The organism is Streptomyces niveiscabiei, from assembly GCF_001419795.1.
Lineage (GTDB): Bacteria > Actinomycetota > Actinomycetes > Streptomycetales > Streptomycetaceae > Streptomyces > Streptomyces niveiscabiei.
Map to the genome: position 1 here is coordinate 1 of NZ_LIRL01000184.1, position 24,821 is coordinate 24,821.

Consider the following 24,821-nt stretch of genomic DNA (forward strand, 5'->3'; position numbering starts at 1 on the left):
CCCCCGCATTCCCCCGATCCCCGGACCACCGCTCCCCCCAGAGCGGAGCCGGGGTTCACCCTCAGGCGACAAGCTCCCCGAAGGCGTTCTCCTCGTCACGGCCGAAGCTGAGGACCTCGTCCTCGCGCAGCCGGCGGAGCGACCGCCAGATGCTGGACTTCACCGTGCCGACACTGATGTCGAGGATCTCCGCGATCTCCGGGTCGGTACGGCCCTCGTAATACCTGAGGACCAGCATCGTCCGCTGGAGTTCCGGCAGCCGGGCCAGCGCCTGCCACAGGACCGCGCGCAGTTCGGTGCCGCGCATCGCGTCCGTGTCGCCGGGCGTCTCCGGCAGTTCCTCGGTCGGGTACTCGTTCAGCTTGCGGCGGCGCCACGCGCTGATGTGCAGGTTCGTCATGGTGCGGCGCAGATAGCCGCCCACCGCCGCCTTGTCGCTGATCCGGTCCCAGGCCCGGTACGTCGAGAACAGCGCGCTCTGGAGCAGGTCCTCGGCCTCGAACCGGTCGCCGGTCAGGTGGTACGCGGTGGCGTACAGGGAGGCGCGGCGCTCCTGGACGTAGGCGGTGAACTCCGCCTCGCTGAGGGAACGACGCTCCCCCGTGTCCTCCCTGTACGCGGCTCCCCCCGGAACCGCATCCCCCGTTTTCGCGTCAACCACCGTGATGTACGTGGTGTGTTGACGCCCGGTGCTGCGAGCGCACCCCCGCCCGCTCACAACACCGGACTTCTCCGGGCTCCACCGGACGTCGTGGAGACGCGTGACCACTGCGCTGGTGTTCATGCTGTGCAGCGAGTTCATGTCGCGCCTCCCGTCGTGGACCTCTGGTGCTCTTGCGCCGTGCTCCAGAGCGGCTTGCCCTGTGCCGAAAAGCTTGCCGGGGGACCTTCATGGCCATGTCCGCCGACTGTCACAGACCTGTCACAGGGGCCCCGCACGGCGACACCACAGCGGGTTCAAAGGCGTCGGCGGTAGACCAGTTCGTTTGGTCTCCCCACCAACCCCGTGGGACCCTGGCGGACATGTATTACGGCATGGTCCTCGGCGACCCGCTCCCCCGCGCTTCGGCGCGGCGGTGACAGCGGGTCCCCAGCCGTTCCCCCTGCTCCTCGCCCCGTCGAAGTGCCTCCGCTCCCACGGCACTTACGACTTCCCGGAGCATCTCCATGCCCATCGAGCACGACGCTGTCGTCCCCGTCGACGACCGTCTCCGCGCCGCCACCGCCCACCGCCTGACCTCGTCCGGCACCGCCCTCCTGTGGCAGGGCGACTACGTCAACGCCCGCCAGATGCTTACGGCGTTGAGCCGCCGCATCCCGGACTCCCGTTACGACAGGGCTGGTTCACCGGCGGAGATCTTCCGCCTCCAGCGCCGCGACCGCGCCCGCCGGGCGGCGACACTGAACCGCCTCCTCGTGGAACTCGACGAACTCGACGGCGGCCACGCCCTCTCCCTGCGCCGCGCCCCCGACGTCCGCGAAGCCTGCCGAGCCGCGTACGGCCCGCCCTCCGGTCCCCGCGTAGTACCTCTGAGGGAGCTCCTGGGAGTGATCGGCGCCCACCAGTGGCAGCTGAGGGGCGTGGAGGTCCCCGCCCTGTCCGACCGTATCCATCCCAGGTACGGGGTCTTCTCCCCCGTACGAGGGGAGTACGTCGACCTCGTCGCCTCCATCCCCCTGCCCCGACCCTGCCGCACCGCCTTCGACCTGGGTACCGGGACCGGTGTCCTGGCGGCCGTGCTGGCCCGCCGAGGGATCGGGCGGATCATCGCGACCGACATCGACCCGCGCGCCCTCGCCTGCGCCGAGGAGAACGCGCGCCGACTCGGACTCGGCGCGCGGATCGACGTACAGGGCCCGGCGCTGTACCCGGCGGAGGGCCGCGCCGACCTCGTCGTCTGCAATCCCCCGTGGCTGCCGGGGACGCCGAGTGCGGGGCTGGAACGGGGGGTGTACGACGTGGACAGCGGGATGCTGCGGGGGTTCGTCGGGGAGTTGCGCAACCGGTTGCTGCCGAAGGGTGAGGGGTGGCTGATCATGTCGGATCTGGCCGAGCTGCTCGGGCTGCGGACGCGGGAGGAGCTGCTGCGGCTGTTCGCCGGCAGTGGCCTCACCGTCGTGGGGCGGCACGACGTACGGCCCCGGCACCGGCGGGCGAAGGACCGGAGTGACCCGTTGTACACGGTTCGCAGCGCGGAGGTGACCTCCCTGTGGCGGTTGGGGATCAGGGTGTAACCGGGTAGTACCTGTGGGGGCTCATAAAGGCGTTATAAGCCCCCACCTGTCGAACCTCACCCCCTGTATGGGCCAGAATGAGCCCGTGCCTTCCCTGTTGCTGATCGAGGACGACGACGCCATCCGTACGGCCCTGGAGCTCTCACTGACGCGCCAGGGGCACCGCGTGGCGACCGCTGCCAGTGGAGAGGACGGTCTGAAACTGCTGCGTGAGCAGCGACCGGATCTGATCGTGCTGGATGTGATGCTGCCCGGCATCGACGGGTTCGAGGTGTGCCGGCGCATCCGGCGCACGGACCAGTTGCCGATCATCCTGCTGACCGCGCGCAACGACGACATCGACGTGGTCGTCGGCCTGGAGTCCGGGGCGGACGACTACGTCGTGAAGCCGGTCCAGGGCCGGGTGCTGGACGCCCGGATCCGGGCCGTGCTGCGGCGCGGCGAGCGGGAGTCGAGCGACTCGGCGACGTTCGGCAGCCTCGTCATCGACCGGTCGGCGATGACGGTGACGAAGAACGGCCAGGACCTCCAACTCACGCCCACCGAGCTGCGGTTGCTGCTCGAACTGAGCCGGCGGCCCGGACAGGCCCTGTCCCGGCAGCAGTTGCTGCGGCTCGTGTGGGAGCACGACTACCTCGGTGACTCGCGGCTGGTGGACGCGTGCGTCCAGCGGCTGCGCGCCAAGATCGAGGACGTGCCGTCGTCGCCCACGCTGATCCGTACCGTCCGGGGTGTCGGCTACCGCCTGGACGCGCCTCAGTGACCCAGGCCGCACCAGGTTTCCGCGGCTGGTCCGCGTTTCGCAAAGTGGTCCTGTCCCGGCTGCGCTTCACGAGCCTGCGGCTGCGGCTGGTCGTCGTGTTCGGCGCGGTCGCGCTCGCGACGGCCGTCTCGGCGTCCGGCATCGCCTACTGGCTCAACCGCGAGGCGGTGCTGACGCGCGCGCAGGACGCGGTGCTGAAGGACTTCCGTACGGAGATGCAGAACCGCGCGGGCGCGCTCCCCGAGCGTCCCTCTCAGACCGAACTCCAGCGCACGGCCGCGCAGATGGCCAACTCCAGTCAGCGTTTCAGTGTGTTGCTGGTCGCGACCGACGACGTCGGGCGGACGGTGTACGGCAACTCCGGTGGCCTGAGCGGGTTTTCGCTGGACGACGTGCCTCAGGCGCTGCGGCGCGCGGTGAACAAGCAGCAGTCGGTGACGGGGGCCAACCGGGCGCCGTACCACCTCTTCTGGCAGCGCGTCGTCGACCATGGAACGCCGTATCTGGTCGCCGGGACGAAGGTCGACGGGGGTGGGCCGACCGGGTACATGCGCAAGTCGCTCGAACCCGAGGCGAAGGATCTCAACTCCCTTGCCTGGTCGCTGGGGATCGCCACCGGGCTCGCGCTGATCGGGGCCGCGCTGATCGCGCAGGCCGCGTCCACGACCGTGCTGAAACCCGTGCACCGGCTGGGAGTTGCCGCCCGGCACCTCGGCGAGGGGCGGCTCGACACGCGGCTCCAGGTGTCCGGTACGGACGAACTCGCCGATCTGTCACGGACGTTCAACCGTGCCGCCGAGGCGCTGGAGAAGCGGGTCGCGGACATGGCGGCGCGGGACGAGGCATCGCGCCGGTTCGTCGCCGACATGAGCCACGAGCTGCGGACGCCGCTCACCGCGATCACGGCCGTGACCGAGGTGCTCGAAGAGGAACTTGAGGCCGAGACCGGCAGCATGGACCCGATGATCGAGCCCGCCGTACGGCTCGTGGTGAGCGAGACGCGGCGGCTCAACGACCTCGTCGAGAACCTGATGGAGGTCACCCGCTTCGACGCGGGGACGGCCCGGCTGGTGCTCGACGACGTCGACGTCGCCGACCAGATCACCGCCTGCATCGACGCGCGCGCCTGGCTCGACGCGGTCGAACTCGACGCCGAGCGCGGGATCCACGCGCAGCTCGACCCGCGCCGCCTCGACGTGATCCTCGCGAACCTCATCGGCAACGCCCTCAAGCACGGCGGGTCTCCGGTGCGGGTGTCCGTGCGGGAGAGCGCCGACGAGGTCGTCATCGCCGTACGCGACCACGGGCCCGGTATCCCCGAAGAAGTCCTGCCGCACGTCTTCGACCGGTTCTACAAGGCCAGTGCGTCCAGGCCGCGTTCGGAGGGCAGCGGGCTCGGGCTGTCCATCGCGCTGGAGAACGCGCACATCCACGGCGGCGAGATCAGCGCCGCCAACTCCCCTGAGGGCGGTGCGGTGTTCACGCTGAGACTGCCCCGGGGGACCTCGGAAGCGGTGGAGCGGGAGGACGAGAACGGGGAGACGGCGTCGTGAGGCTGACGGAAGGTGTTACGGACCGGGCGGGCTCAACTGCCGTGCGGGAAGCGGTCGTCGCGACCTCGGCGCCGTCAACCACCGCGACAGCGAACGGCGTTCCGGCCAAGGGGCGTGCGCGGTTGCTGCTCGTCGCCTCGCTCGGGCTGCTGCTCTCCTGTTGCGGCATCCGCGCGACCGAGGTGCCCACCGACTTCGGTGCGGCGCCCTCCCGGGTGCGGTGCTCGGCCTCCGAGTCGGGTACGACCGCCGCGCAGTTGTCGGGCCGGGTGCCGGTGCAGGTGTTCCTGCTGTGCGGGGCGTCGCTCGTCGCCGTCGACCGGGCGGTTCCCGTGCCGGACGGGGCGGTCGGTGCCAAGCGCCGGGTGCTGGTCGCGCAGGGGCTGCTGGACGAGTTGGGGGCGAGTCCGTCGTCCCAGGAGAAGGAGTCGGGGTACACGACCGACGTGCGTGAGGGCGTGCGGGTCCTCCCGCCGCTGACCGGCACCGACCCCGACGACGCGCTCCGCCTCAGCGTCGCGCCGGAGACGCTCTCCCCGTACGCCCTCGCGCAGGTCGTCTGCACCCTCTCCGGCTCGGCCGCCTCCGACGGCGACGGCTCCGTGGTCCTCGGGGCACAGCAGGGCCGGGAGTTGAGGCGCTACGAGTGCACGGACGAGGTGAAGCAGCGGCCGGGGAACAAGGTGCCGCCGTCGTCGAACGTGGCGAAGTAGGAGGGGCGGTACGGGAGTTGCGGCGGGCGCCGTGACTCACCGTGAGCGGATCTCGGTGTGTGCGGGTGTGGTGAAGGACTCACCCCCCTCCCGGGGGCCCCTGCGGAACCATTCGCCGTGGGCGGTGCGTCTTGGGGGTCGTGCAGCGTCAAGGCCCCATCGGCGGCAGTGCCGTGATCCGTGTCCGTGTGGCGGGAGGTGTTCTCCTCGCCGCTCATCTCGCGTTCGTCGCCTGGTACTCGCTGCGACCGCTGGACGTCCCCTGGGTGATGCCGGCCAACCTGCACCCGCTCGACGGCATCCGCACCGACCTCGACCTCGGCTGGCACGAGGCGGTCCGCAGGATCGGCCGGGGCCTCGCCCTGCTGGCCCCCCTCGGCGTACTGCTCCCTCTGGTGCACGGCAGACTGCGGGTCTCCCCTGTGGGTTCCCTGCTGCGTACGTCCGCCGCCGGGGCGATGCTCTCGCTGACGGTGGAGCTGCTCCAGACCGGCGTACCGGGCCAGGTCGTGGACGTGGACTCGATCCTGCTGAACACGGCCGGTGTCGCCCTCGCTCATACCCTGGTGGTACCCGCCGGGCGATACCTGCTGCGTAGGCGTACGACGCGGCGACGACCGGCAGCCCTCCGTCAGGAGGAGCCGTCTCAGGGGCGTACCCCGACGATTCCCAGGGTCGGGATAGCTCCGTAGAGGGACGCTTTATCCGCTTCGTCCTCGTAGCTTGGAGTCATGGAGAGGCGGCCGGCAAGGGCCGCACCTCGAACCGAGCAACGCTGTGAAGGAGCCCCAGATGTCCCGCCTCGCCCGTCCCACGCACGGCCGCATGATCGGCGGCGTGTGCGCCGCGCTGGCCAACCGCTTCGGCACGTCGGCCACGACGATGCGCGTCATATTCGTCCTGTCCTGTCTCCTGCCGGGTCCCCAGTTCCTGCTGTACATCGCGCTGTGGATCCTCTTCCCGTCGCAGGACAAGGCGCGGACGACCGGGAGCGCCGCCTGGTAGCCGCCGTCCGGTCACGGGGGTGGCCGAAACCCTCATAGAGTCATCCGGGTGACTTTCGACGAAGCACCAGAACCGACTCCCGACGCCGACCTCCCTCTGCTGACGGCGGCGCAGGCCGATCACCTGCGCTCGCTGGCCGCCCCGCACTTCCGAGGCGGCCACCGGTACTCCCTGCACGACCTGGCGGTGCGCTGCGCCCGGTCCGCTGTGGAGGAGTGGCCCGCGCTGGTGGACGCCCACTTCGAGCAGCTGCGGCAGGCGAGCCGTGGCGGCGAGAGCGCCGAGGAGCTGCTGAGGGGCGCGTACGTCCGGCTGCTGCCCGCCGAGTCGATCGGCCCGGAGATCGCCGCCGACCTGACGTACGCGCGCGTGGTGGCCGACGGCCTGGTCTTCGCGTACGCCCTGGACGGCCCGACGAGCGTGCGGATCCTCACCGACGCGGACGTGGAGCGCGCGGGCCTGGAGGCGCTCGGCAAGGCGGGGTACGACAACCTCGCGGGCGTCCCCGTGGAGCACGACGTCGTGCAGATCGGCGAGCACACGACGCTGCACAGCCTCTACGGCGACTCCCCGTTCGTCGCGAGCAAGGCCCTGTACCTGGGCGAGGTCGCCCGCCGTGTCACCGGCGAGCCACTGCCGGAGCACGGCGCGCTGTTCGCCGTACCGACCCGCGACAACCTCGTGTACCACCCGATCGCGGACGGCACGGTCGTGGACGCGCTGAACGCGCTCGCGCAGTACGCGCTGGGGGCGCACCAGCGGGGCGAGGGGCGGCTGTCGCCGCGCGTGTACTGGTGGTACCGGGGGAAGCTGACGTCCCTGACGGTCATCGACGAGGAGAGCCGCAGCTTCTCCATCCAGCCGCCGCCGGAGCTGCTGGCGGCGATGAAGGGCCTGGTCAGGCTGGACGGCGCGGGCCGGCTGCGGACGGCGCTGACCGGGCGGGCGCCGGACGCCGAGGCGCTGGCGCGGGACACGGCGGGGCTGCTGGAGCGGCTGGCGCAGGACCCGTCGGTGCTCGCGGACGCCTTCGCCTCGACGGTGACGCTGGCGCACGCGCGCTGTGCCGTCGACCCGGTCGCGTCCGAACTCGCCACGTGGGACGCCTGGTCGGCGGCGGTCCAGCTCGGGACGCTGCTGTTCACGGGCGGTGAGGCGCGGGAGTTCCTCTTCGACGACCTGGAGGTGCGCCTGCCCGCGTTCCCGGCGGAGCCTCCGGCGGACGCGCGGGCCTGGCTGGACGCGCTGTACCTGGCGCTGGTGTGCCGGGAGTGGGGCCGGGTGGCGCGGCTGGTGGAGGTGCCGCTGGAGCGGCTGCGGGAGGACGAGTCGGTCGACGAGTACGTGCTGCACTGGATCGACACGCTGCGGACGTACCTGTCGCGCGGGCCGATGGACGACATCGTGGGGAAGCTGCTGGCGACGATGGAGGCGGGGCACCCGGAGGCCGTCGCGTACACGCCGACCGGGTTCTCGGACCAGGTCGACTACCAGCCGGCCGCGCTGTTCCACCGGATGCTCGCGAACGACGACGAGCAGTTCGCGAAGACGCTGGCGGACGCGCTGGAGAAGCACGCGCTGTACTGGGGCGACTCCCCGGCGCCGCGCGCTCAGGTGTCGCTGGGGCTGCTGGCGCTGGCGAGCCTCGCCGGGTCGCAGGAGTTCCCGGTGCCGCAGAAGGAGCGGCTGCTGCCGCTGTACCTGCTGAACGGGGAGCGGATCGAGGTCATCCCGGCGCCGTGAGAGGGCCCGGGGGTGCAGGAACGGGGAGAGCAGAACGGGGTGCGCCTGAAGTACTACCCGGGTAGTACTTCAGGCGCACCCCGCAGGGGGTGTGTCAGCCGAGCGGGATGCCGTTGACCGGCAGGCCGTGGGTGGGGAGCTGGCCGACCGGGAGGCCGCCGAGGAGACCGGCGACCGGCTTGGTGGGGCCGTCGGCCAGGGCGCGCTGGGCGATGGGGGCGACGGCGGCGGCGCTCGTCGTCAGGGCGGGCTGGGCCTGGCTGACGACCTCGCCGGCGCCCGGCAGCGCGTTGGTGACGCCGCCGAGGGCCTGCGTGGCGTCCGGCAGGGCGGGGGCGGCGGAGGCGGCACCCGCGCCGACGGCGGCGATGGCGGCACCGAGGGCGGCGACACCGAGGGTCTTGGCAGCAGACTGCTTCATGGGAATTGCGTCCTCGAACTCGAAGGGGGCAACGGGGAATGTACGGGAATACGAGCGGTCCCCGACCGTAAACATGCCAAGGCGCCCACCGCAAACATCGAAATGCGGACGAGTGGTGAACACCCGTCCGCACCCCGGAGCCCCGAAGCCTCTGCTACCGGCCCTGTCCGGTGGAAGAACCGCTGGTGGAGGCCGTCTGCTGGAACAGCCATTCGGATTTCAGCTCGGCATACCCGGGCTTGATCACGTCATTGATCATGGCGAGTCGTTCATCGAAAGGAATGAACGCCGATTTCATAGCATTGACTGAGAACCACTGGAGGTCGTCGAGCGTATAACCGAACGCGTCGACCAGGTGCTCGAATTCCCGGCTCATGCTCGTCCCGGACATCAGGCGGTTGTCCGTATTGACGGTGGCCCGGAAATGCAGCCGCCGCAGCAGTCCGATGGGGTGCTCGGCGTAGGAGGCGGCGGCGCCGGTCTGGAGGTTGGAGCTGGGGCACAGCTCCAGCGGGATCCGCTTGTCGCGGACGTACGCGGCGAGCCGGCCGAGGGTGACGCTCCCGTCGTCCGCGACCTCGATGTCGTCGATGATCCGCACGCCGTGGCCGAGCCGGTCGGCGCCGCACCACTGGAGGGCCTGCCAGATCGACGGCAGCCCGAAGGCCTCGCCGGCGTGGATCGTGAAGTGGTTGTTCTCGCGCTTCAGGTACTCGAAGGCGTCGAGGTGCCGGGTCGGCGGGTGACCGGCCTCGGCGCCCGCGATGTCGAAGCCGACGACGCCCGAGTCGCGGTAGGTGTTGGCGAGTTCGGCGATCTCCAGGGCGCGGGCGGCGTGCCGCATCGCGGTGAGGAGGGCGCCGACGCGGATGCGGTGGCCGTTCTCGCGGGCCCGGCGCTCGCCCTCACGGAAGCCCTCGTTGACCGCCTCGACGACCTCTTCGAGGCGCAGCCCGCCGTCGAGGTGCTGCTCGGGGGCGTACCGCACCTCCGCGTAGACCACGCCGTCCTCGGCGAGGTCCTGCGCGCACTCGGCGGCGACCCTGACCAGCGCGTCCCGCGTCTGCATGACGCCGACGGTGTGCGAGAAGGTCTCCAGGTACCGCTCCAGCGAACCGGAGTCGGCGGCCTCGCGGAACCAGACGCCGAGCTTGCCGGCGTCACTCTCAGGTAGCCCCGAGTACCCGTACTCGCGAGCTAGGTCGACGATCGTGCCGGGGCGCAGCCCGCCGTCGAGATGGTCGTGCAGCAGAACCTTGGGCGCCCGGCGGATCTGGTCCGGTGTCGGGGTGATGCCCCTGGGGATGCTCTGGCTCGTCATCCCGGCACAGTAACTCCTACGCGCGTAGACGGCTCGGCTCAGCACACCGTCGATACGCAACGGTGACCGCACGGACGGGTGGAGTACACCGGCGCTTCTGACACTGTTCTGCCATGGCACAGCATGTGACGCCGCTCCGAACCCCCCACCTGGGCAAGGCGATCGGCCCCGAGCCGACCTCCGTCAGCGGGGCGGTCCTGCTCCTGCCCACCGGCGAGGAGCTCTCCGAGCGCAAGCCGTCCCCCATGTGGGCGACGTCCTCCGTACGCGCCCTCGGCCGCCGCCTCGCCCGCGCGGGGCGCGCCGAGGGGCTCGCCGTCCACGCCGTCCACTACCGCTATCGCGGGTGGAACGGGACGGAGGCGCATCTCGCCGCGGATGCCCTCTGGGGGGCCGAGGAGGTCGTACGCCGGTACGGTGACGTTCCCGTCTGCCTCGCCGGGGTCGGGATGGGGGCGCGGGCCGCGCTGCGGGCTGCCGGGCATGAGGCCGTCAACTCCGTTCTCGCGCTGGCTCCTTGGTTGCCGGAGGAGGATGTGGCGGCTCCTCCCGAGCCGGTCAAGCAGCTTGTCGGGCGGCGGGTGTTGATCGTGCACGGCACCAACGACGAGCGTACGGACCCGGAGTTGTCGTTTCGGCTCGCCGCCCGCGCGAAGAAGGCGAACCGGGACGTGTGCCGGTTCGAAGTGCACTCCGACGGGCACGGGTTGAGTCAGTACCGGGGTGAAGTGCAGGCGCTGGCCGAGGACTTCGTGATGGGGACGCTGTTCGGAAAGGTGTTCGCCCGGCCGTTGGAGGACGCGTTGGCTGCGCCGCCGCCGCTGGGGTTGAGGATGCCGCTCGCTGTGGGGTTCGGGACGTCGTTGCGGAAGTAGGCAGTCAGGTAAGGAGGTTGCCCCTCCTCGACAAGAGAAACTTCTTGAATGCCGCCACCGGCGGGGTGTCCGGGTGGCCGTCCAGCCACGCCACCCCGATTTCCCTCACCGCCCTCGGTGCCGTCACCGTCAGCTCCGCGACCCCCGGCCTCCGTACCGCCGGGGGCGGGAGCAGGGCCACTCCAAGTCCCGCCGCCACCAAGCCCCGCAGCGTCTCCGCCTCCTCCCCCTCGAAGGCGATCCTCGGTCGGAAGCCTGCCTGTTGGCACAGGTCGTCCGTGATGCGGCGTAGGCCGTAGCCCGGTTCGAGGGTTACGAACGTCTCGTCGGCCGCCTCGGAGAGCCGTACGCGTTTGCGGCCGGCCAAGCGGTGGTCCGCCGGGACCACGAGCCGGAGTTTCTGTTCGTCCAGGCGACGGGCGACGAGGTCGGGCGCGTCCGGTACCGGGGAGGTCAGGCAGAGGTCCAACTCCCCTGCCCGCAACCGCTCGATCATCGCCTCGCCGTAGTTCTGGACGAGGCTGAACCGCACGCGGGGATGGTCGGCGCGGAAGGCGTGGATGAGTGCCGGTACGGTCTCCGCGCCCATCGTGTGCAGAAATCCGAACGCCACCTTGCCGGTTGCGGCGTCCGCGTCGGCCCGTACCGCGTCGGCGGCCTTCCGGATCTCCCCCAACGCCCGTTCCACGGAGGCGAGAAAGGTCCGTCCGGCGGGGGTCAGCGAGACCGTACGGCCCCGGCGCGCGAACAGGACCACCCCGAGGTCACGCTCCAGCCGGACCATCGCCCGCGACAGCGTCGACTGCGGGACCCGCAGCTCCTGAGCGGCCCTGGTCACGTGCTCCGTACGGGCCACCCCGGCGAAGTACGCGAGCCTCGGGGCGAGCAGCGCCGTCATGTCTTCCGTGTCACCGGACGGTGACAGATTCCCCTGTGACCTCGGTTGATGCACCATGGGAACGATTATGGCGAGTCCGTGCATTGGACGCATCAACGCAGGTCGGCCTACCGTCGACGTATGCCTTCCGCCAGTACCGAGGCGCCCGCCACCACGGGCGCCCGCGCAGCCGTCCCCGCTCCCGACACCCGTATGCACCCCGGCTCCGGCGACTACCGCCGGATGAGCTTCGCGCTGTTCCTCGCGGGCGTCGCGACCTTCGCGCTGCTGTACTCCACACAGGCTCTTCTCCCCCTGATCTCCAGCGAGTTCAGCGTCACCGCGAGCGAGGCGAGCTGGACCGTGGCCGCCGCGACCGGCGGACTCGCCCTGTTCGTCCTGCCGATGAGCGCGCTGTCCGAGCGGTACGGGCGCCGTACGGTCATGACCGTGTCGCTCGCGGTCGCGGTGACCGTCGGGCTGCTCGTGCCGTTCGCGCCGTCGCTCGGCGCGCTGGTGGTGCTGCGGGGTGTGCAGGGGGCCGCGCTGGCCGGGCTGCCCGCGTCCGCGACCGCGTACCTCGCGGAGGAGGTCCGGCCGAAGGCGCTGGTCACGGCCATCGGGCTGTTCGTCGCGGGCAACAGCGTCGGCGGGATGAGCGGGCGCGTCATCACCGGGTGGGTCGCGCAGGAGTGGGGCTGGCGGGTCGCCGTAGGGGTGATCGGGGGGCTCGCGGTGGTGTGCGCGGTCGCGTTCCGCGCGCTGCTGCCCGCGCCGCGCCACTTCACGCCGGGGTCGCTGCGGCCCCGGGTGCTGCTGGGCACCGTACGGGGTCACCTGGGTAACCCCCTCCTCCGGAGGTTGTACGCCATCGGTGCGCTCTTCATGACCGTCTTCGGTGGGGTGTACACGGTGATCGGGTACCGGCTCACCGAGGGGCCGTTCTCGCTGCCCCAGGGCATCGTCGGGTCCATCTTCCTCGTGTACCTCGTGGGTACGGTGTCGGCGTCCACCGCCGGGCGGCTGGTCGGGCGCGTCGGGCGCCGGGGAGCCCTGTACCTCTCCGGGGGTACGACGGCTACGGGGCTGCTGCTCTCCCTCGCCGGGTCGCTGCCGCTCGTCCTGCTCGGGCTGGTCCTCATCACCGCCGGGTTCTTCGCGGGGCACGCGGTGGCGTCGTCGTCGGTGAGCAAGACGGCGACGAGTGGGCGGGCGCAGGCGTCCGCGCTGTACCAGTCCGCGTACTACATCGGGTCGAGCGCCGGGTCCACGGTCGGGGCCGTCGCCTTCCACGCCGGTGGGTGGGGCGGGACCGTCGCGGTGGGGCTGCTGGCGGTGGCCGGGGTCGTGGCGATCACGGTGGCGGGGACGCGGGCGGCGCGGCGGGAGGTCGTGGCGGCGGCCTGAGGCCACCGGGAGGGCCGGTCCCGTCGGGGCCGGCCTTTCGTGTACGGCGTCGGCGGGCCGTGTTCTCGTCCGCGAGGCGCGTGAGGTCCCCGTTGCCGGTGGTGTCGCGTGTTGTCATGGCCTCGCCTCTGGTTCGCTGACCTGCGGATTTGTCAAGTCCAGGGGTGATTGTCAGTGGGGTGCGGTAGCTTCCGAGGTGGTGGACGCGACGGCGCGTGACACGAAGGCCACAGGGGTGGGTGGACGAGGAATGAGTGACGGTACGACGGCGGTGGCGGACCTCGATGTGCGGCTGGAGAAGCACCGCGTCGAGCTGACCGGGTACTGCTACCGCATGCTGGGCTCGACGTTCGAGGCGGAGGACGCCGTCCAGGACACGCTGGTGCGGGCCTGGCGGAGCTACGAGAAGTTCGAGGGCCGGTCCAGCCTGCGCTCGTGGCTGTACCGGATCGCGACGAACGTGTGCCTGGACATGCTGAACGCGGGCAACAAGCGCGCCCGGCCGATCGACCTCAGCGAGGCGACGCCCCTCGCGCAGGCGGCGCTCTCCCCGCGCCCCGAGAACACCTGGCTCGAACCGATCCCGGACGCGCGAGCGCTCCCCACCGTCGAGGACCCGGCGGAGGCCGCTGTGGCCAAGGAGTCCATCCGGCTGGCGTTCATGGCGGCGCTCCAGCAGCTGCCGCCCAAGCAGCGGGCCGTCCTCATCCTCCGCGAGGTCCTCGCGTGGAAGGCCAGCGAGGTCGCGGAGCTGCTCGACACGTCCGTCGCCTCCGTGAACAGCGCCCTCCAGCGCGCCCGCGCGACCCTCGCCGAGCAGCCCGAGGACAAGGGCGCCGCCGCCGACGTCTTCAACTCCCTCGACGAGGAGCAGAAGAAGCTCCTGGAGCGGTACGTCGCGGCCTTCGAGGGCTACGACATGACCGCGCTCACCGCGCTCCTCCACGAGGACGCGATCATGACGATGCCGCCGTTCGACCTGTGGCTCACCGGCCACGCGGACATCACCGGCTTCATGACGACCATCGGCAAGGGCTGCGAGAACTCCCGGCTCTTCCCCGTCCAGGTCAACGGGCTGCCCGGCTTCGCGCACTACAAGCCGGACGAGGAGAAGGGCGGCTGGTCGCCCTGGTCCATCCAGGTCCTGGAGATCTCGGACGGCCGCCTAACCGGTTTCCACTTCTACCTCGACACCCCCCGCTGGTTCCCCCTCTTCGGGTTCCCCCTCCACCTCAAGGACGAGACCGACCAGCCCTAGCAGCGCGAGCAGCGCCGGGCCGGGGGCCCTGAGCCGTATCCGCCCCCCGGCCCGCTTCGCGGCAAGCTGCAACCGGGCAACAAGATCGACCTGCCCCAACCCCGGCGGCCCGAGCCCGCCCACATCCACAACGACCACCTTCTCAACAGCCACGGCCAACAACCTCCGCACCTCGTCGGAGAGCCCCTCCACCACATCCGGGGTGAAGGGGCTACGCGGGATGACTACGGGGAGTCCTTCAGGGTCCACGAGGGGTAGACCCCGGCCGACGGCTCAACTCATCGGTGAGGGAAGTCCGACGTGTCGAGGGTGAGGTTGAAAGGCTCGGGCAGGTCGATCGGATCGCCGAACTTGCCTGCCTTCAGGACACGGTAGACGTCATTGCTCGGCTCGCCGTAGAGGGTGACGGTAGGGCCGCCGTCGGCCCAGCGGTCGACGAGCAGATACAGCGGAATGCCTGCGGCGGCGTAGGCGGCCGGTTTGCTCACCCGGTCATGGCGAGCGTTGGACTTGGACGTCACCTCGACGACGAGTTCGGCGAGCGCGGCCGGGACGTACGCGTCCGCTTCGGTGTGCTCCTGTACCGGCATGACCACGAGGTCGGGGATCAGCATGCCCAGGCGCGACGGCACGGCGATGGCCAGCGTTTGGTAGATACCCCAGTCCTCGGGGATCACGGAGTAAAGGCGACGTTGAATACGTTCCGCGATCATGTTGTGGCGGTATGCGGGAGCGGGTGACACGGTGACGATCCCCTCGATGATCTCCACCTTGCTGCCCTCAGGCCCTTCCATCTCCTCCCAGAACCGGACGAGGTCGTCCCAGCTCTGCTCGGGATCGTGGCTCACGGTGAGTGCGCTCATGGCGGTCTCCTATCAGTGCGTCACCGATCCCAGCATGCCGAACGGGACCGGCGGCGGTCCACCGATCCCGTTCACTCGAAAGGGGAAAAACCCCGGTCAGGCGATGCGTTCCAGGACCACCGGGGACGGCTTGAAGGTCGTGCCCGGGGCTGCGATGTCGTAGGAGCCCTCCACCGCCTCCAGCGCGTACGCGAAGCGGTCCGGGGTGTCCGTGTGGAGGGTCAGCAGGGGCTGGCCGGCGGTCACCGTGTCGCCCGGCTTCGCGTGGAGTTCGACGCCCGCGCCCGCCTGGACCGGGTCCTCCTTGCGGGCGCGGCCCGCGCCGAGGCGCCAGGCGGCGAGGCCGATGTCGTAGGCGTCGAGGCGGGTGAGGACGCCCGACGCTGACGCAGTCACCACGTGGTGCTCGCGGGCCACGGGGAGCGTCGCGTCCGGGTCGCCGCCCTGGGCGGAGATCATCCGGCGCCAGACGTCCATCGCCGAGCCGTCGGCCAGGGCCTTTGCCGGGTCGGCGTCGCGGACGCCTGCCGCGTCGAGCATTTCGCGGGCCAGTGCGATGGTCAGTTCGACGACGTCGGCGGGGCCGCCGCCCGCGAGGACCTCCACCGACTCGCGGACTTCGAGGGCGTTGCCCGCCGTGAGGCCGAGCGGGGTCGACATGTCCGTCAGGAGCGCGACCGTCTTGACGCCGTGGTCCGTTCCCAGGCCCACCATCGTGGACGCCAGCTCGCGGGCGTCCTCAAGGGTCTTCATGAAGGCGCCCGTGCCTACCTTCACGTCCAGGACCAAGGAGCCCGTGCCCTCGGCGATCTTCTTCGACATGATCGAGGAGGCGATCAGCGGGATGGCCTCGACCGTGCCGGTGACGTCCCGGAGGGCGTACAGCTTCTTGTCGGCGGGGGCCAGGCCGTCGCCCGCCGCGCAGATCACCGCGCCCGTGCCGTCCAGGACCGACAGCATCTCCTCGTTGGAGAGCAGGGCCCGCCAGCCGGGGATGGACTCCAGCTTGTCGAGCGTGCCGCCGGTGTGGCCGAGGCCTCGGCCGGAGAGCTGGGGGACGGCCGCGCCGCACGCGGCGACCAGGGGGGCCAGGGGGAGCGTGATCTTGTCGCCGACGCCGCCCGTGGAGTGCTTGTCGGCGGTCGGGCGGGACAGGGAGGAGAAGTTCATGCGCTCGCCGGACGCGATCATCGCCGCCGTCCAGCGCGCGATCTCGCGGCGGTTCATGCCGTTGAGGAGGATGGCCATGGCGAGCGAGGACATCTGCTCGTCGGCGACCTCGCCACGGGTGTACGCGTCGATGACCCAGTCGATCTGCTCGTCGGTGAGTTCGGCGCGGTCCCGCTTGGTGCGGATGACGGAGATGGCGTCCATGGCCATGGGTGGGTGCCTTTCAGACAGCGGCCCCTCCCGATCAACCGGGAGGGGCCGCAAGGGAGTTACTTGGTGAGGTGCCCCGGCCCGAAGGCCTGGGGGAGCATCTCGGAGAGGGGGAGGATCCCCTCGGGGGTCTCCAGGAGGAGATCCGGGCCCCCGTGCTCGTACAGGAGCTGGCGGCAGCGTCCGCAGGGGACCAGTACGTCGCCGTTGCCGTCGACGCACGTGAAGTGGGTCAGCCGGCCGCCCCCGGTGCGGTGCAGCTCGGACACCAGCCCGCACTCCGCGCACAGGCCGATGCCGTACGACGCGTTCTCGACGTTGCAGCCGGAGACGGTGCGTCCGTCGTCGACCAACGCCGCTACGCCGACGGGGTAGTTCGAGTACGGCGCGTACGCGTGCGTCATCGCCTCGTGCGCGACCGCCCTCAACGACCCCCAGTCGAACGTCACTTGCCCTGCCCCTTCCGGTACGGCAGCCCGTCGGCCTTCGGCATCCGCAGGCGCTGCGCGGAGAAGGAGAGGACGAGGAGGGTGACGAGGTAGGGCGCGGCGGTGACGAGCTGGCGGGGCACCTCGTCCGTGTTGGCGTACCAGATGAACATCACCACGGAGATCACCAGGGAGATCGCCGCCGCGACGTACTTCTTCTTCCAGACCTGGTACGCCGCAGCCGCGACCAGCACCAGCGCGAGCAGCAGGAGCAGCGCGTGCACGTTGGTCGTGCCGCCCCGCAGGTTGAGGCTGTCGGTGTAGCCGAAGAGGCCCGCGCCCAGGGCGAGTCCGCCCGGCATCCAGTTGCCGAAGATCATGGCCGCGAGGCCGATGTAGCCGCGCCCGGCGGTCTGGCCGTCGAGGTAGACGTTCGACGCGACGATGGAGAGGAACGCCCCACCGAGGCCCGCGAAACCACCCGAAATGATGACCGCGAGGTACTTGTACTTGTAGACGTTGACGCCGAGGGACTCCGCCGCGACCGGGTTCTCACCGCAGGACCGCAGCCGCAGCCCGAACGCCGTACGCCACAGCACCCACCACGTCAGCGGGACGAGCGCGACGGCGACGACGGTCAGCGGGGACAGGTTCGTGACGAGACCGCCGACCAGGCCCGCGATGTCGGAGATCAGGAACCAGTGCTTGCCGTTGAGGGTCTCCAGCCAGCTGGAGAGCCCCGGGATGTCGAAGTTGCCGAGCGAGTCGATCGGCGGGGACTGCTTGGAGGAGCCCTGCGGCGCGCCCTCGAAGGTGAACTTCGAGAGGTAGCGGGTGAGGCCGAGGGCGAGGATGTTGAGGGCCACACCGGAGACGATGTGGTTGACGTTGAAGGTGACGGTGGCGATCGCGTGCAGGACGGCGCCGAGCGCGCCGCCGAGGATGCCGAAGACGACACCCACCCACGGACCCCACTGGTACCCGGCCCAGGCGCCGAACCAGGTGCCGAGGATCATCATGCCTTCGAGGCCGATGTTGACGACGCCCGCGCGCTCGGCCCACAGACCGCCGAGCCCGGCGAGCCCGATCGGCACGGCGAGGCGCAGGGCCGTGGACATCTGGCCGGTGGAGGTGATGCCGTCGGCGCCGGAGATCAGGCGCACGACCGAGGTCAGGACCAGCACGCCCGCGATGATCAGCAGGAGTACGGGGAGGGAGAGCTTGCGGCTGCCCTTGCCGGGCTGCTTCGCCTGGGGCTTGGCGACGGTCGCGGTGGCCATCAGACCGCCACCTCCTTCTTGACGTTCTGAGCGGCTTCGGCGGCGAGTTGCGCGCCGACCTGCTTCTGCTGGCGGCGCAGACCCCACTGCCGTACGGCCTCGTAGCTGATGACGACGGCGAAGACGATCAGGCCCTGCATGATCGTGGCGATCTCCTTCTCGTACGCCACCGGCATGGCGTAGTCGAGCGCGGGGGACGCCTTGTCGAGGAAGGCCCACAGCAGCGCGGCGAGCGCGATGCCGCCGGGGTTGTTGCGGCCGAGGAGGGCGATGCCGATGGCGGTGAAGCCGAGCCCGGCCGGGAAGCTCAGGCTGTAGGTGTGGGCGTCGCCGAGCAGGAGCGGGAGGCCGGAGATGCCGGCGACCGCGCCGGAGACCAGCATCGCGGTGACGACCATCTTCTTCGCGTCGACGCCGGACGCGGCGGCGGCCGTCTCGGACTCGCCGGTGGCGCGCAGGTCGAAGCCGAAGCGGGTGCGGTTGAGGACGACCCAGTACGCGATGCCGAGCGCGACGGCGAGGAAGACCAGGCCGTAGATCTCGCCGACGTCCGCGCCGAGGTTGATGCCGGGCATCCAGCCCGAGTCCTTCATGATCCCGGTCGTGACGTTGTCACCGACCAGGACGCCGAAGTTGTCGCGCAGGGTGAGGTAGCCGATGAGGCTGGTCGCGATCGAGTTCAGCATGATCGTCGCGACGACCTCGGAGACGCCCCGGGTGACCTTCAGGACGCCCGCGATACCGGCCCACATCGCGCCGGTCAGCGCGCCGACCAGCAGCAGCAGGGGGATCTGGAGGAACCCGGGCAGCGCGACGTGCGCGCCGACGATCGCGGTGACCAGCGCGCCGAGGCGGTACTGGCCGTCGACGCCGATGTTGAACAGGTTCATGCGGAAGCCGAGGGCTACCGCCAGCGCCGCGATGTAGTACATCGACGCCTGGTTGATGATCAGGACCTGGATGTCGGAGTAGGGGATCTGCTCCAGCATCAGCCGGTACGGCTCGATCGGGTTCTTGCCGGAGGCGAGCAGCACGACCGAGGTCAGCAGGATCGCCGCGACGAGCGCGATGACCGGGCCGGCCACCGCGAGGAGCACGCGCTCCTTGTCGAACTTCTTCATCGGGCGTCGCGCTCCCCTTCGGTGCGAGTGCCTTCGGCGGATTCGGCAGATTCGGCGGACTCGGTAGATTCGGAAGTTTCAGGATTTTCTGAAACTTCGGCGGCTTCTGAAATTTCGGAAGCTTCGGTGACTTCGGAGTCTTCCGCGTGTTCCAGGTGCCCGCTCGCCGCCCCCGTCATCGCCGACCCCAGCTCCTCCGGCGTGATCGTCGCCGGGTCCGCGTCGGCGACCAGCTTGCCGTCGTAGATGACGCGGAGGGTGTCGGAGAGGCCGATCAGCTCGTCGAGGTCGGCGGAGATCAGGAGGACGGCGAGGCCCTCGCGGCGGGCCTCGCGGATGCGGTCCCAGATCTGGGCCTGCGCGCCGACGTCCACGCCGCGCGTCGGGTGCGCGGCGATGAGGAACTTCGGGTCGTGGCTCATCTCGCGGCCGACGATCAGCTTCTGCTGGTTGCCGCCGGACAGGGAGGCGGCCGTGACGTCGATGCCGGGCGTGCGGACGTCGTACTCCTCGACGATCCGGCGCGTGTCGGCCTGGGCGCCCTTGGGGTCGAGCCAGAAGCCCTTCGCGTTGGGCTTCTCGGTGACGTGGCCGAGGATGCGGTTCTCCCAGAGCGGGGACTCCAGCAGGAGCCCCTGGCGGTGCCGGTCCTCGGGGATGTAGCCGACGCCGGACTCGCGGCGCTTGCGGGTCGGCCAGGGGGTGATGTCCTCGCCGAGGAAGGCGATCGTCCCGGAGTCGGCGTTCTTCGTGCCGATCAGGGCGTCGATCAGCTCGGTCTGGCCGTTGCCCTCGACGCCGGCGATGCCCATGACCTCGCCGGCGTGGATGGTGAAGGAGACGCCGTCCAGGACCTTCTTGACCTCGCCCGCGGGCTGGCCCTCGACCCCGGCGACGGCGCCGAGGGAGGCCCCGCCGGCCGCGTACACCGTCAGGTCCTCGACCGTCACGACCGCGCGGTCGGTGACCGTGGACTCCGAGGTCTCCGGCGTGGGGAGTTCGCTGCCGACCATCAGCTCGGCGAGCTGGCGGGGGGTCGTCTCGGAGGGGATCGCCGTGCCGACCGTCGTACCGCGCCGGATGACGGTGATGTCGTCGGCGACGGAGAGGACCTCGCCGAGCTTGTGGCTGATGAAGATGACCGAGAGGCCCTCGGACTTCAGCTCGCGGAGGTTGCCGAAGAGGGCGTCGACCTCCTGCGGGACGAGGACGGCGGTCGGCTCGTCGAGGATCAGCGTGCGGGCGCCGCGGAAGAGGACCTTGAGGATCTCGACGCGCTGGCGTTCGGCGACGCCGAGGTCCTCGACGAGGGCGTCGGGGCGGACGCCGAGGCCGTACCGGTCGGAGATCTCGCGGATCTTCTTGCGGGCGCCGGCGCCGATCCCGTACAGCTTCTCGCTGCCGAGGACGACGTTCTCCAGGACGGTGAGGTTGTCGGCCAGCATGAAGTGCTGGTGGACCATGCCGATGCCGCGCGCGATGGCGTCGCCGGGGCTCGTGAAGGCGACCTGCTCGCCGTCGACCGTGATCGTGCCCTCGTCCGGCTTCTGCATGCCGTAGAGGATCTTCATCAGGGTCGACTTGCCGGCGCCGTTCTCGCCGACGAGCGCGTGCACGGTGCCGGTGCGGACGGTCAGGTGGATGTCGTGGTTGGCGACGACACCGGGGAAGCGTTTGGTGATGCCCGCCAGCTCCACCGCGGTCGTCTGCTCTGCGGTGAGCGGAGGGCTGCTGGACGCGTCGATGGCGCACTCTCCTTGAGAAAGGGGCCATCTACGCGCGTAGCGCCCCTACTTTAAATAGAGCCCGGACCGCGATCGAATCTTTTCGGCCTCGATCCGTTCCGAGCATTGTGCCGCGCGAACGGGGCACGGAGAGGCGATCCTCCACGTACCCCGTTCCTGGGCGGTAACGGTGTCATTACGACAGCCGGGCCTCAGGGTCAGACGGTCGTCTTGACCTTGATCGTGCCCGCCTTGATGCCCTCTTCCGCCTTCTTCACCGCGTCCTGGATCGCCGTGTCGGAGGCGAACTTCGGGTTCGAGTTCGACAGGGACACGCCGCCGTTGGACAGGGAGCCGCGGATCTCGCCGGACTGCGGCTTGCCGTCGTGGACGGACTTGGCGAGGTCGTAGACGGCGCCCTCGACGTTCTTCATGGCCGACGTGAGGATGTACGCCTTGTACGCGGCCAGCGCGGTCTGGTTGTACTGGTCGGAGTCGACGCCGACGGCCCAGATCTTCTTCGCGGCGGCGGCCTTGATGACGCCCTGGCCGGAGAGGCCGGCGGCGGCGTAGATGACGTCGGCGCCCGCGTCGATCTGGCCGTCGGCGGCGGACTCGCCCTTGTCGGGGCTGGAGAAGCCGCCCTCGGCCGCCGTCTCGGTCAGGTACTGCGACTTGACCTTGACGCTCTTGTCGGTGTCCGTGACGCCCTGCCGGAAGCCCGCCTCGAACTTCTGGATCAGCGGCACGTTGACGCCGCCGACGAAGCCGACGGTCTTGGTCTTGGTGGCCTTCGCGGCGGCGACGCCCGCGAGGTAGGACGCCTGCTCCTCGTGGAAGACGAGGTCGGCGACGTTCGCGGCCTTGATCGTGTTGTCGTCGACGATGCCGAAGGTGGTCTTCGGGTACTTCGCGGCGACGTCCTTGACGGCGGGCGCGTACGCGTAGCCGACGCCGATGACGGGGTTGTAGCCCTGCTTGGCGAGGCTCTCCAGGCGCTGCACCTTGTCCGCGTCGGACTCGCCGTCCTGCGGCTCGACCGCGTTGGACTTGTAGCCGAACTCCTTGTCGGCCTTCTCCAGACCGGCGGTCGCGGCGTCGTTGAAGGACTGGTCGCCCTTGCCACCGACGTCGTACGCGAGCGCGAGGCCCAGGTTCTTCTTCTCACCGGCCGACGAGGAGGAGGACGTCGAGGAGGATCCGCAGGCGGACACGGTCACGGCGAGAGCCGCGGTACAGACACCCGCGAGGGTGAGACGGGAAACCCGGCGCATGGTGCGAGACTCCTTTGTGCAGGCGCCCTATACCAGGCGCTGGTTCCGCGGCAGCGTAACGCGCGTAGACCGGCAGGAAAAACCCTTCTGTCCGCTCCGTTACCGACCTGTGGCCACATTCGTGTTTCAGATTACGGACAGCAATACGCCCCTCGCTTCACGCGAGGGGCGTATGGGTGAAAGCGGAAGATCACTTCGTGGTCTTGACCGTCACCTTGCCGTCGATGATGGCCTTCTTCGCCTGGTCCACGGCCGCGACGACGTCCGCCATCGCCTTGTACTTCGGGTTGGTGTCGGAGAACCCGACGCCGTTGTTGGACAGCGACCCGCGCACCACGCCGGTCAGCGGCTTGCCGTCCACGACCGACTTGACCAGGTCGTACACCGCGCCGCCGACGTTCTTCGTCGCCGAGCCGAGGATGTAGTCCTTGTACGCCGCCAGCGGGACCTGGCTGTACTGGTCGGAGTCGACGCCGATCGCCCACACCTTGTCGGCGGCGGCCTGGGCGATGATGCCCTGGTTGGACAGGCCCGCCGCGCCGTAGACGACGTCCGCGCCCGCGTCGATCTGGCCGCTCGCGCCGGCCTTGCCCTTGTCGGGGCTGGAGAAGCCGCCCTCGGCGGGGGTCTCGGTCAGGTACTGCGACTCGATCTTGATGCTCTTGTCGACGGACTGGACGCCCTGCACGAAGCCCGCCTCGAACTTCTGGATCAGCGGGATGTTCACGCCGCCGATGAAGCCGACGTGCTTCTTCTTCGTGGCCTTGGCGGCGGCGACGCCCGCGAGGTAGGAACCCTGCTCCTCGTGGAAGACCATGTCGGCGACGTTCTTCCCCTGGACCGTCTCGTCGTCGATGATCCCGAAGGTGGTGTTCGGGAACTTCGCGGAGACCTCCTTGACGGCGGGCGCGTAGATGTAGCCGACGCCGATCACCGGGTTGTAACCGGCCTGCGCGAGCTGCGTGAGGCGCTGGACCTTGTCCGCGTCCGACTCGCCGTCCTGCGGCTCGACGTCCCGGCCGGGGATCTTGAACTCGGACATCGCCTTCTGCATGCCGGAGTACGCGGCGTCGTTGAAGGACTGGTCGCCCTTGCCGCCGATGTCGTACGCGAGGCCGATTCCCTTGCCGGAGTAGCCGCTTGACCCGCTGGACCCGGACGACGACGGCTTCGTGCTCGAACTGCTGGTCTCACCGCAGCCGGCCGCTGCGAGCGTGACGACCGCGATCGCGGCGGCGACTCTCGCGCTCCTGGACAACTGACGCATGGCAAGCACCCCTTACTTCCCCACGGCGCCGCGTGCGGCCCGTTTTCCCCATGGCGGAGCCCTCCGCGAAGGCTCCCCCAACAAGCCGTTCTCGGTGGCGATTTCGGGCACCGTAACGCGCGTAGAAGGGCAGGGGAACAGGGTTCCTCCCTGCCGTTACCGATTCGTGCCGGTGCCGCGTTACGACCACGCACGCGGGGTTACACCAGGGTGACGCGATACGACGAAGGGGTGCTTTCCGGCGTTTCCGGCGCACCCCTTCTCCCTTGCGTGGAAAGCCGGTTACGCCGTCCTGGTCGCCGCGTCCAGCAGCGCGGCGGCGGTGAACAGCTCGACGCCGACCGTGATCGCGTGCTCGTCCGCGTCGAAGTTCCCCTGGTGCAGGTCGCGCACGGTCCGCTCGCCCGGCGTCCGGACCCCCAACCTCGCCATCGCGCCCGGGACTTGCTCCAGGTACCAGGAGAAGTCCTCGCCGCCCAGGCTCTGTTCGGTGCCCTCCACCGAGTCCGCGCCGCGCCGCGCCGTCATCGCGTCCCTCAACAGGCCGGTGACCTCGGGGTCGTTGACGACCGGGGGGACGCCACGGACGTAGTTGATCTCCGACTTCGCGTGGTGCATGTTCGCCACCTCGTCGATCGCCGCGACGACGATGTCCGGGGCCGCGCGCCACGCCTCGATGTCGAGGCAGCGGACCGTGCCCGACAGTTCCGCGTGCTGCGGGATCACGTTCGGGGCGTGCCCGCACTCGATGCGGCCCCAGGTGACGGCGAGCCCCGCGCGGGTGTCGACCCGGCGTCCGACCAGGGCGGGTACGTCGACGACGACGCGGGCCGCCGCCGTGACCAGGTCCGTGGTGAGGTGCGGGCGGGCCGTGTGGCCGCCGGGGCCGTCCAGGGCGATTTCGAGGCGGTCGCAGGCGGAGGTGATCGCGCCCTCGCGCAGGCCGATCTTCCCCGCGTCGACCCGGGGGTCGCAGTGCACGGCGATGATCCTGCCGACGCCGTCCAGCACGCCGTCCTCGATCGCGTCCGCCGCGCCGCCGGGGAGGATCTCCTCCGCCGGCTGGAAGATCAGCCGCACCGGGCGCGGGAGCCGGCCCTGCCGGTGCAGCTCCGCCAGGACCAGGCCGGCACCGAGGACGACGGTCGTGTGGACGTCGTGGCCACAGGCGTGGGCGCGGTCGGGGACGGTGGATCTGTAGGCGCAGGTGGCTTTGGTATCGGGGATGGGGAGGGCGTCGATGTCGGCACGGAGGGCGAAGATGCCGGGGGGCTGGATGCCGGGAGCCTCGATGCCGGGGGCGGGTGGAGCGG

At 70.3% G+C, this 24,821-nt stretch carries 24 protein-coding genes; 10 read left to right on the forward strand and 14 right to left on the reverse strand.

The window, feature by feature from the left end; genetic code table 11:
- Positions 1-61: 61 nt before the first annotated feature.
- A complete protein-coding gene (locus AOK24_RS10075; protein WP_055719714.1) occupies positions 62-802 on the reverse strand; it encodes a SigE family RNA polymerase sigma factor in 741 nt (246 codons plus the stop codon).
- A 365-nt stretch (positions 803-1,167) separates the two neighbouring features.
- On the opposite strand from AOK24_RS10075, the gene AOK24_RS10080 reads away from it, so the two are divergent.
- The 7 genes from AOK24_RS10080 to AOK24_RS10110 all read left to right on the forward strand — a co-directional run bounded on the left by AOK24_RS10080 (position 1,168) and on the right by AOK24_RS10110 (position 8,012).
- The gene (locus AOK24_RS10080) at positions 1,168-2,235 is read left to right on the forward strand and encodes a 50S ribosomal protein L11 methyltransferase (protein WP_055719715.1); all 1,068 of its coding nucleotides are present in this window, start codon (positions 1,168-1,170) and stop codon (positions 2,233-2,235) included.
- 85 nt (positions 2,236-2,320) lie between these two features.
- Positions 2,321-2,998: a two-component system response regulator AfsQ1 gene (gene afsQ1, locus AOK24_RS10085; RefSeq protein WP_010352555.1), complete on the forward strand. Its 678-nt coding sequence runs from the start codon at positions 2,321-2,323 to the stop codon at positions 2,996-2,998.
- Entirely contained in the window at positions 2,995-4,551 is a 1,557-nt protein-coding gene (locus AOK24_RS10090) for a sensor histidine kinase (protein ID WP_055719716.1), read from the forward strand. Before afsQ1 ends, AOK24_RS10090 begins: the two co-directional genes overlap by 4 nt.
- A gap of 122 nt (positions 4,552-4,673) precedes the next feature.
- Positions 4,674-5,264, forward strand: coding sequence for a hypothetical protein (locus AOK24_RS10095; protein ID WP_055719733.1), 591 nt, complete (start codon positions 4,674-4,676; stop codon positions 5,262-5,264).
- Between the two features lie 140 nt (positions 5,265-5,404).
- Entirely contained in the window at positions 5,405-5,956 is a 552-nt protein-coding gene (locus AOK24_RS10100) for a VanZ family protein (RefSeq protein ID WP_055719717.1), read from the forward strand.
- 100 nt (positions 5,957-6,056) lie between these two features.
- Entirely contained in the window at positions 6,057-6,269 is a 213-nt protein-coding gene (locus AOK24_RS10105; RefSeq protein ID WP_055719718.1) for a PspC domain-containing protein, read from the forward strand.
- Between the two features lie 48 nt (positions 6,270-6,317).
- Entirely contained in the window at positions 6,318-8,012 is a 1,695-nt protein-coding gene (locus tag AOK24_RS10110) for an immunity 49 family protein (protein ID WP_055719719.1), read from the forward strand.
- 94 nt (positions 8,013-8,106) lie between these two features.
- On the opposite strand, the gene AOK24_RS10115 is transcribed toward AOK24_RS10110, so the two are convergent.
- Both AOK24_RS10115 and AOK24_RS10120 read right to left on the reverse strand, forming a co-directional pair.
- A complete protein-coding gene (locus AOK24_RS10115; protein ID WP_055719720.1) occupies positions 8,107-8,433 on the reverse strand; it encodes a hypothetical protein in 327 nt (108 codons plus the stop codon).
- A 154-nt stretch (positions 8,434-8,587) separates the two neighbouring features.
- On the reverse strand, positions 8,588-9,754 hold the full coding sequence (locus AOK24_RS10120) for an adenosine deaminase (protein ID WP_055719721.1): 1,167 nt from the start codon (positions 9,752-9,754) through the stop codon (positions 8,588-8,590).
- Positions 9,755-9,867: 113 nt separating this feature from the next.
- Between AOK24_RS10120 and AOK24_RS10125 the strand changes: the two genes are divergently transcribed.
- On the forward strand, positions 9,868-10,629 hold the full coding sequence (locus AOK24_RS10125; RefSeq protein WP_055719722.1) for an alpha/beta hydrolase: 762 nt from the start codon (positions 9,868-9,870) through the stop codon (positions 10,627-10,629).
- A 4-nt stretch (positions 10,630-10,633) separates the two neighbouring features.
- Here AOK24_RS10125 and AOK24_RS10130 read toward each other — a convergent pair whose 3' ends face one another.
- The gene (locus AOK24_RS10130; protein WP_055719734.1) at positions 10,634-11,584 is read right to left on the reverse strand and encodes a LysR family transcriptional regulator; all 951 of its coding nucleotides are present in this window, start codon (positions 11,582-11,584) and stop codon (positions 10,634-10,636) included.
- A gap of 63 nt (positions 11,585-11,647) precedes the next feature.
- On the opposite strand from AOK24_RS10130, the gene AOK24_RS10135 reads away from it, so the two are divergent.
- The gene (locus tag AOK24_RS10135; protein ID WP_055719723.1) at positions 11,648-12,913 is read left to right on the forward strand and encodes an MFS transporter; all 1,266 of its coding nucleotides are present in this window, start codon (positions 11,648-11,650) and stop codon (positions 12,911-12,913) included.
- Positions 12,914-13,163: 250 nt separating this feature from the next.
- A complete protein-coding gene (locus AOK24_RS10140; RefSeq protein WP_055719724.1) occupies positions 13,164-14,171 on the forward strand; it encodes a sigma-70 family RNA polymerase sigma factor in 1,008 nt (335 codons plus the stop codon).
- Here AOK24_RS10140 and AOK24_RS45645 read toward each other — a convergent pair.
- The 10 genes from AOK24_RS45645 to AOK24_RS10185 form a co-directional block, all read right to left on the reverse strand.
- Positions 14,079-14,420 (reverse strand): STAS domain-containing protein, encoded by a 342-nt coding sequence (locus tag AOK24_RS45645; protein ID WP_079056746.1) that lies wholly within the window; start codon positions 14,418-14,420, stop codon positions 14,079-14,081. The genes AOK24_RS10140 and AOK24_RS45645 overlap by 93 nt on opposite strands.
- Positions 14,421-14,449: 29 nt before the next feature.
- Positions 14,450-15,034: a Uma2 family endonuclease gene (locus tag AOK24_RS10145; RefSeq protein WP_055719725.1), complete on the reverse strand. Its 585-nt coding sequence runs from the start codon at positions 15,032-15,034 to the stop codon at positions 14,450-14,452.
- 96 nt (positions 15,035-15,130) lie between these two features.
- Positions 15,131-16,414 carry a thymidine phosphorylase gene (locus AOK24_RS10150; protein WP_055719726.1) on the reverse strand — a complete coding sequence of 428 codons (1,284 nt, stop codon included), beginning with the start codon at positions 16,412-16,414 and terminating at the stop codon, positions 15,131-15,133.
- A 59-nt stretch (positions 16,415-16,473) separates the two neighbouring features.
- Positions 16,474-16,863, reverse strand: coding sequence for a cytidine deaminase (locus AOK24_RS10155; protein WP_079056747.1), 390 nt, complete (start codon positions 16,861-16,863; stop codon positions 16,474-16,476).
- Positions 16,860-18,122 carry an ABC transporter permease gene (locus AOK24_RS10160; RefSeq protein WP_055719727.1) on the reverse strand — a complete coding sequence of 421 codons (1,263 nt, stop codon included), beginning with the start codon at positions 18,120-18,122 and terminating at the stop codon, positions 16,860-16,862. The genes AOK24_RS10155 and AOK24_RS10160 overlap by 4 nt, the downstream gene beginning before the upstream one ends.
- Complete coding sequence (locus AOK24_RS10165) at positions 18,122-19,243, reverse strand: ABC transporter permease (protein ID WP_055719728.1); 1,122 nt, start codon at positions 19,241-19,243, stop codon at positions 18,122-18,124. Before AOK24_RS10165 ends, AOK24_RS10160 begins: the two co-directional genes overlap by 1 nt.
- On the reverse strand, positions 19,240-20,988 hold the full coding sequence (locus AOK24_RS10170; RefSeq protein ID WP_055719729.1) for an ABC transporter ATP-binding protein: 1,749 nt from the start codon (positions 20,986-20,988) through the stop codon (positions 19,240-19,242). Before AOK24_RS10170 ends, AOK24_RS10165 begins: the two co-directional genes overlap by 4 nt.
- Before the next feature lie 197 nt (positions 20,989-21,185).
- Positions 21,186-22,241, reverse strand: coding sequence for a BMP family lipoprotein (locus AOK24_RS10175; protein WP_055719730.1), 1,056 nt, complete (start codon positions 22,239-22,241; stop codon positions 21,186-21,188).
- A 190-nt stretch (positions 22,242-22,431) separates the two neighbouring features.
- A complete protein-coding gene (locus tag AOK24_RS10180) occupies positions 22,432-23,508 on the reverse strand; it encodes a BMP family lipoprotein (RefSeq protein ID WP_055719731.1) in 1,077 nt (358 codons plus the stop codon).
- Positions 23,509-23,790: 282 nt separating this feature from the next.
- On the reverse strand, positions 23,791-24,821 hold a 1,031-nt coding region (locus tag AOK24_RS10185; RefSeq protein WP_055719732.1), incomplete at its 5' end, for an amidohydrolase.

Coding starts and splice junctions, on each gene's coding strand:
- AOK24_RS10075 (WP_055719714.1), bottom strand. CDS start 802: ATGAACTCGCTGCACAGCATGAACACCAGCGCAGTGGTCACGCGTCTC.
- AOK24_RS10080 (WP_055719715.1), top strand. CDS start 1,168: ATGCCCATCGAGCACGACGCTGTCGTCCCCGTCGACGACCGTCTCCGC.
- AOK24_RS10105 (WP_055719718.1), top strand. CDS start 6,057: ATGTCCCGCCTCGCCCGTCCCACGCACGGCCGCATGATCGGCGGCGTG.
- AOK24_RS10115 (WP_055719720.1), bottom strand. CDS start 8,433: ATGAAGCAGTCTGCTGCCAAGACCCTCGGTGTCGCCGCCCTCGGTGCC.
- AOK24_RS10120 (WP_055719721.1), bottom strand. CDS start 9,754: ATGACGAGCCAGAGCATCCCCAGGGGCATCACCCCGACACCGGACCAG.
- AOK24_RS10125 (WP_055719722.1), top strand. CDS start 9,868: ATGGCACAGCATGTGACGCCGCTCCGAACCCCCCACCTGGGCAAGGCG.
- AOK24_RS10130 (WP_055719734.1), bottom strand. CDS start 11,584: ATGGTGCATCAACCGAGGTCACAGGGGAATCTGTCACCGTCCGGTGAC.
- AOK24_RS10135 (WP_055719723.1), top strand. CDS start 11,648: ATGCCTTCCGCCAGTACCGAGGCGCCCGCCACCACGGGCGCCCGCGCA.
- AOK24_RS10140 (WP_055719724.1), top strand. CDS start 13,164: ATGAGTGACGGTACGACGGCGGTGGCGGACCTCGATGTGCGGCTGGAG.
- AOK24_RS10145 (WP_055719725.1), bottom strand. CDS start 15,034: ATGAGCGCACTCACCGTGAGCCACGATCCCGAGCAGAGCTGGGACGAC.
- AOK24_RS10150 (WP_055719726.1), bottom strand. CDS start 16,414: ATGGCCATGGACGCCATCTCCGTCATCCGCACCAAGCGGGACCGCGCC.
- AOK24_RS10160 (WP_055719727.1), bottom strand. CDS start 18,122: ATGGCCACCGCGACCGTCGCCAAGCCCCAGGCGAAGCAGCCCGGCAAG.
- AOK24_RS10165 (WP_055719728.1), bottom strand. CDS start 19,243: ATGAAGAAGTTCGACAAGGAGCGCGTGCTCCTCGCGGTGGCCGGCCCG.
- AOK24_RS10175 (WP_055719730.1), bottom strand. CDS start 22,241: ATGCGCCGGGTTTCCCGTCTCACCCTCGCGGGTGTCTGTACCGCGGCT.
- AOK24_RS10180 (WP_055719731.1), bottom strand. CDS start 23,508: ATGCGTCAGTTGTCCAGGAGCGCGAGAGTCGCCGCCGCGATCGCGGTC.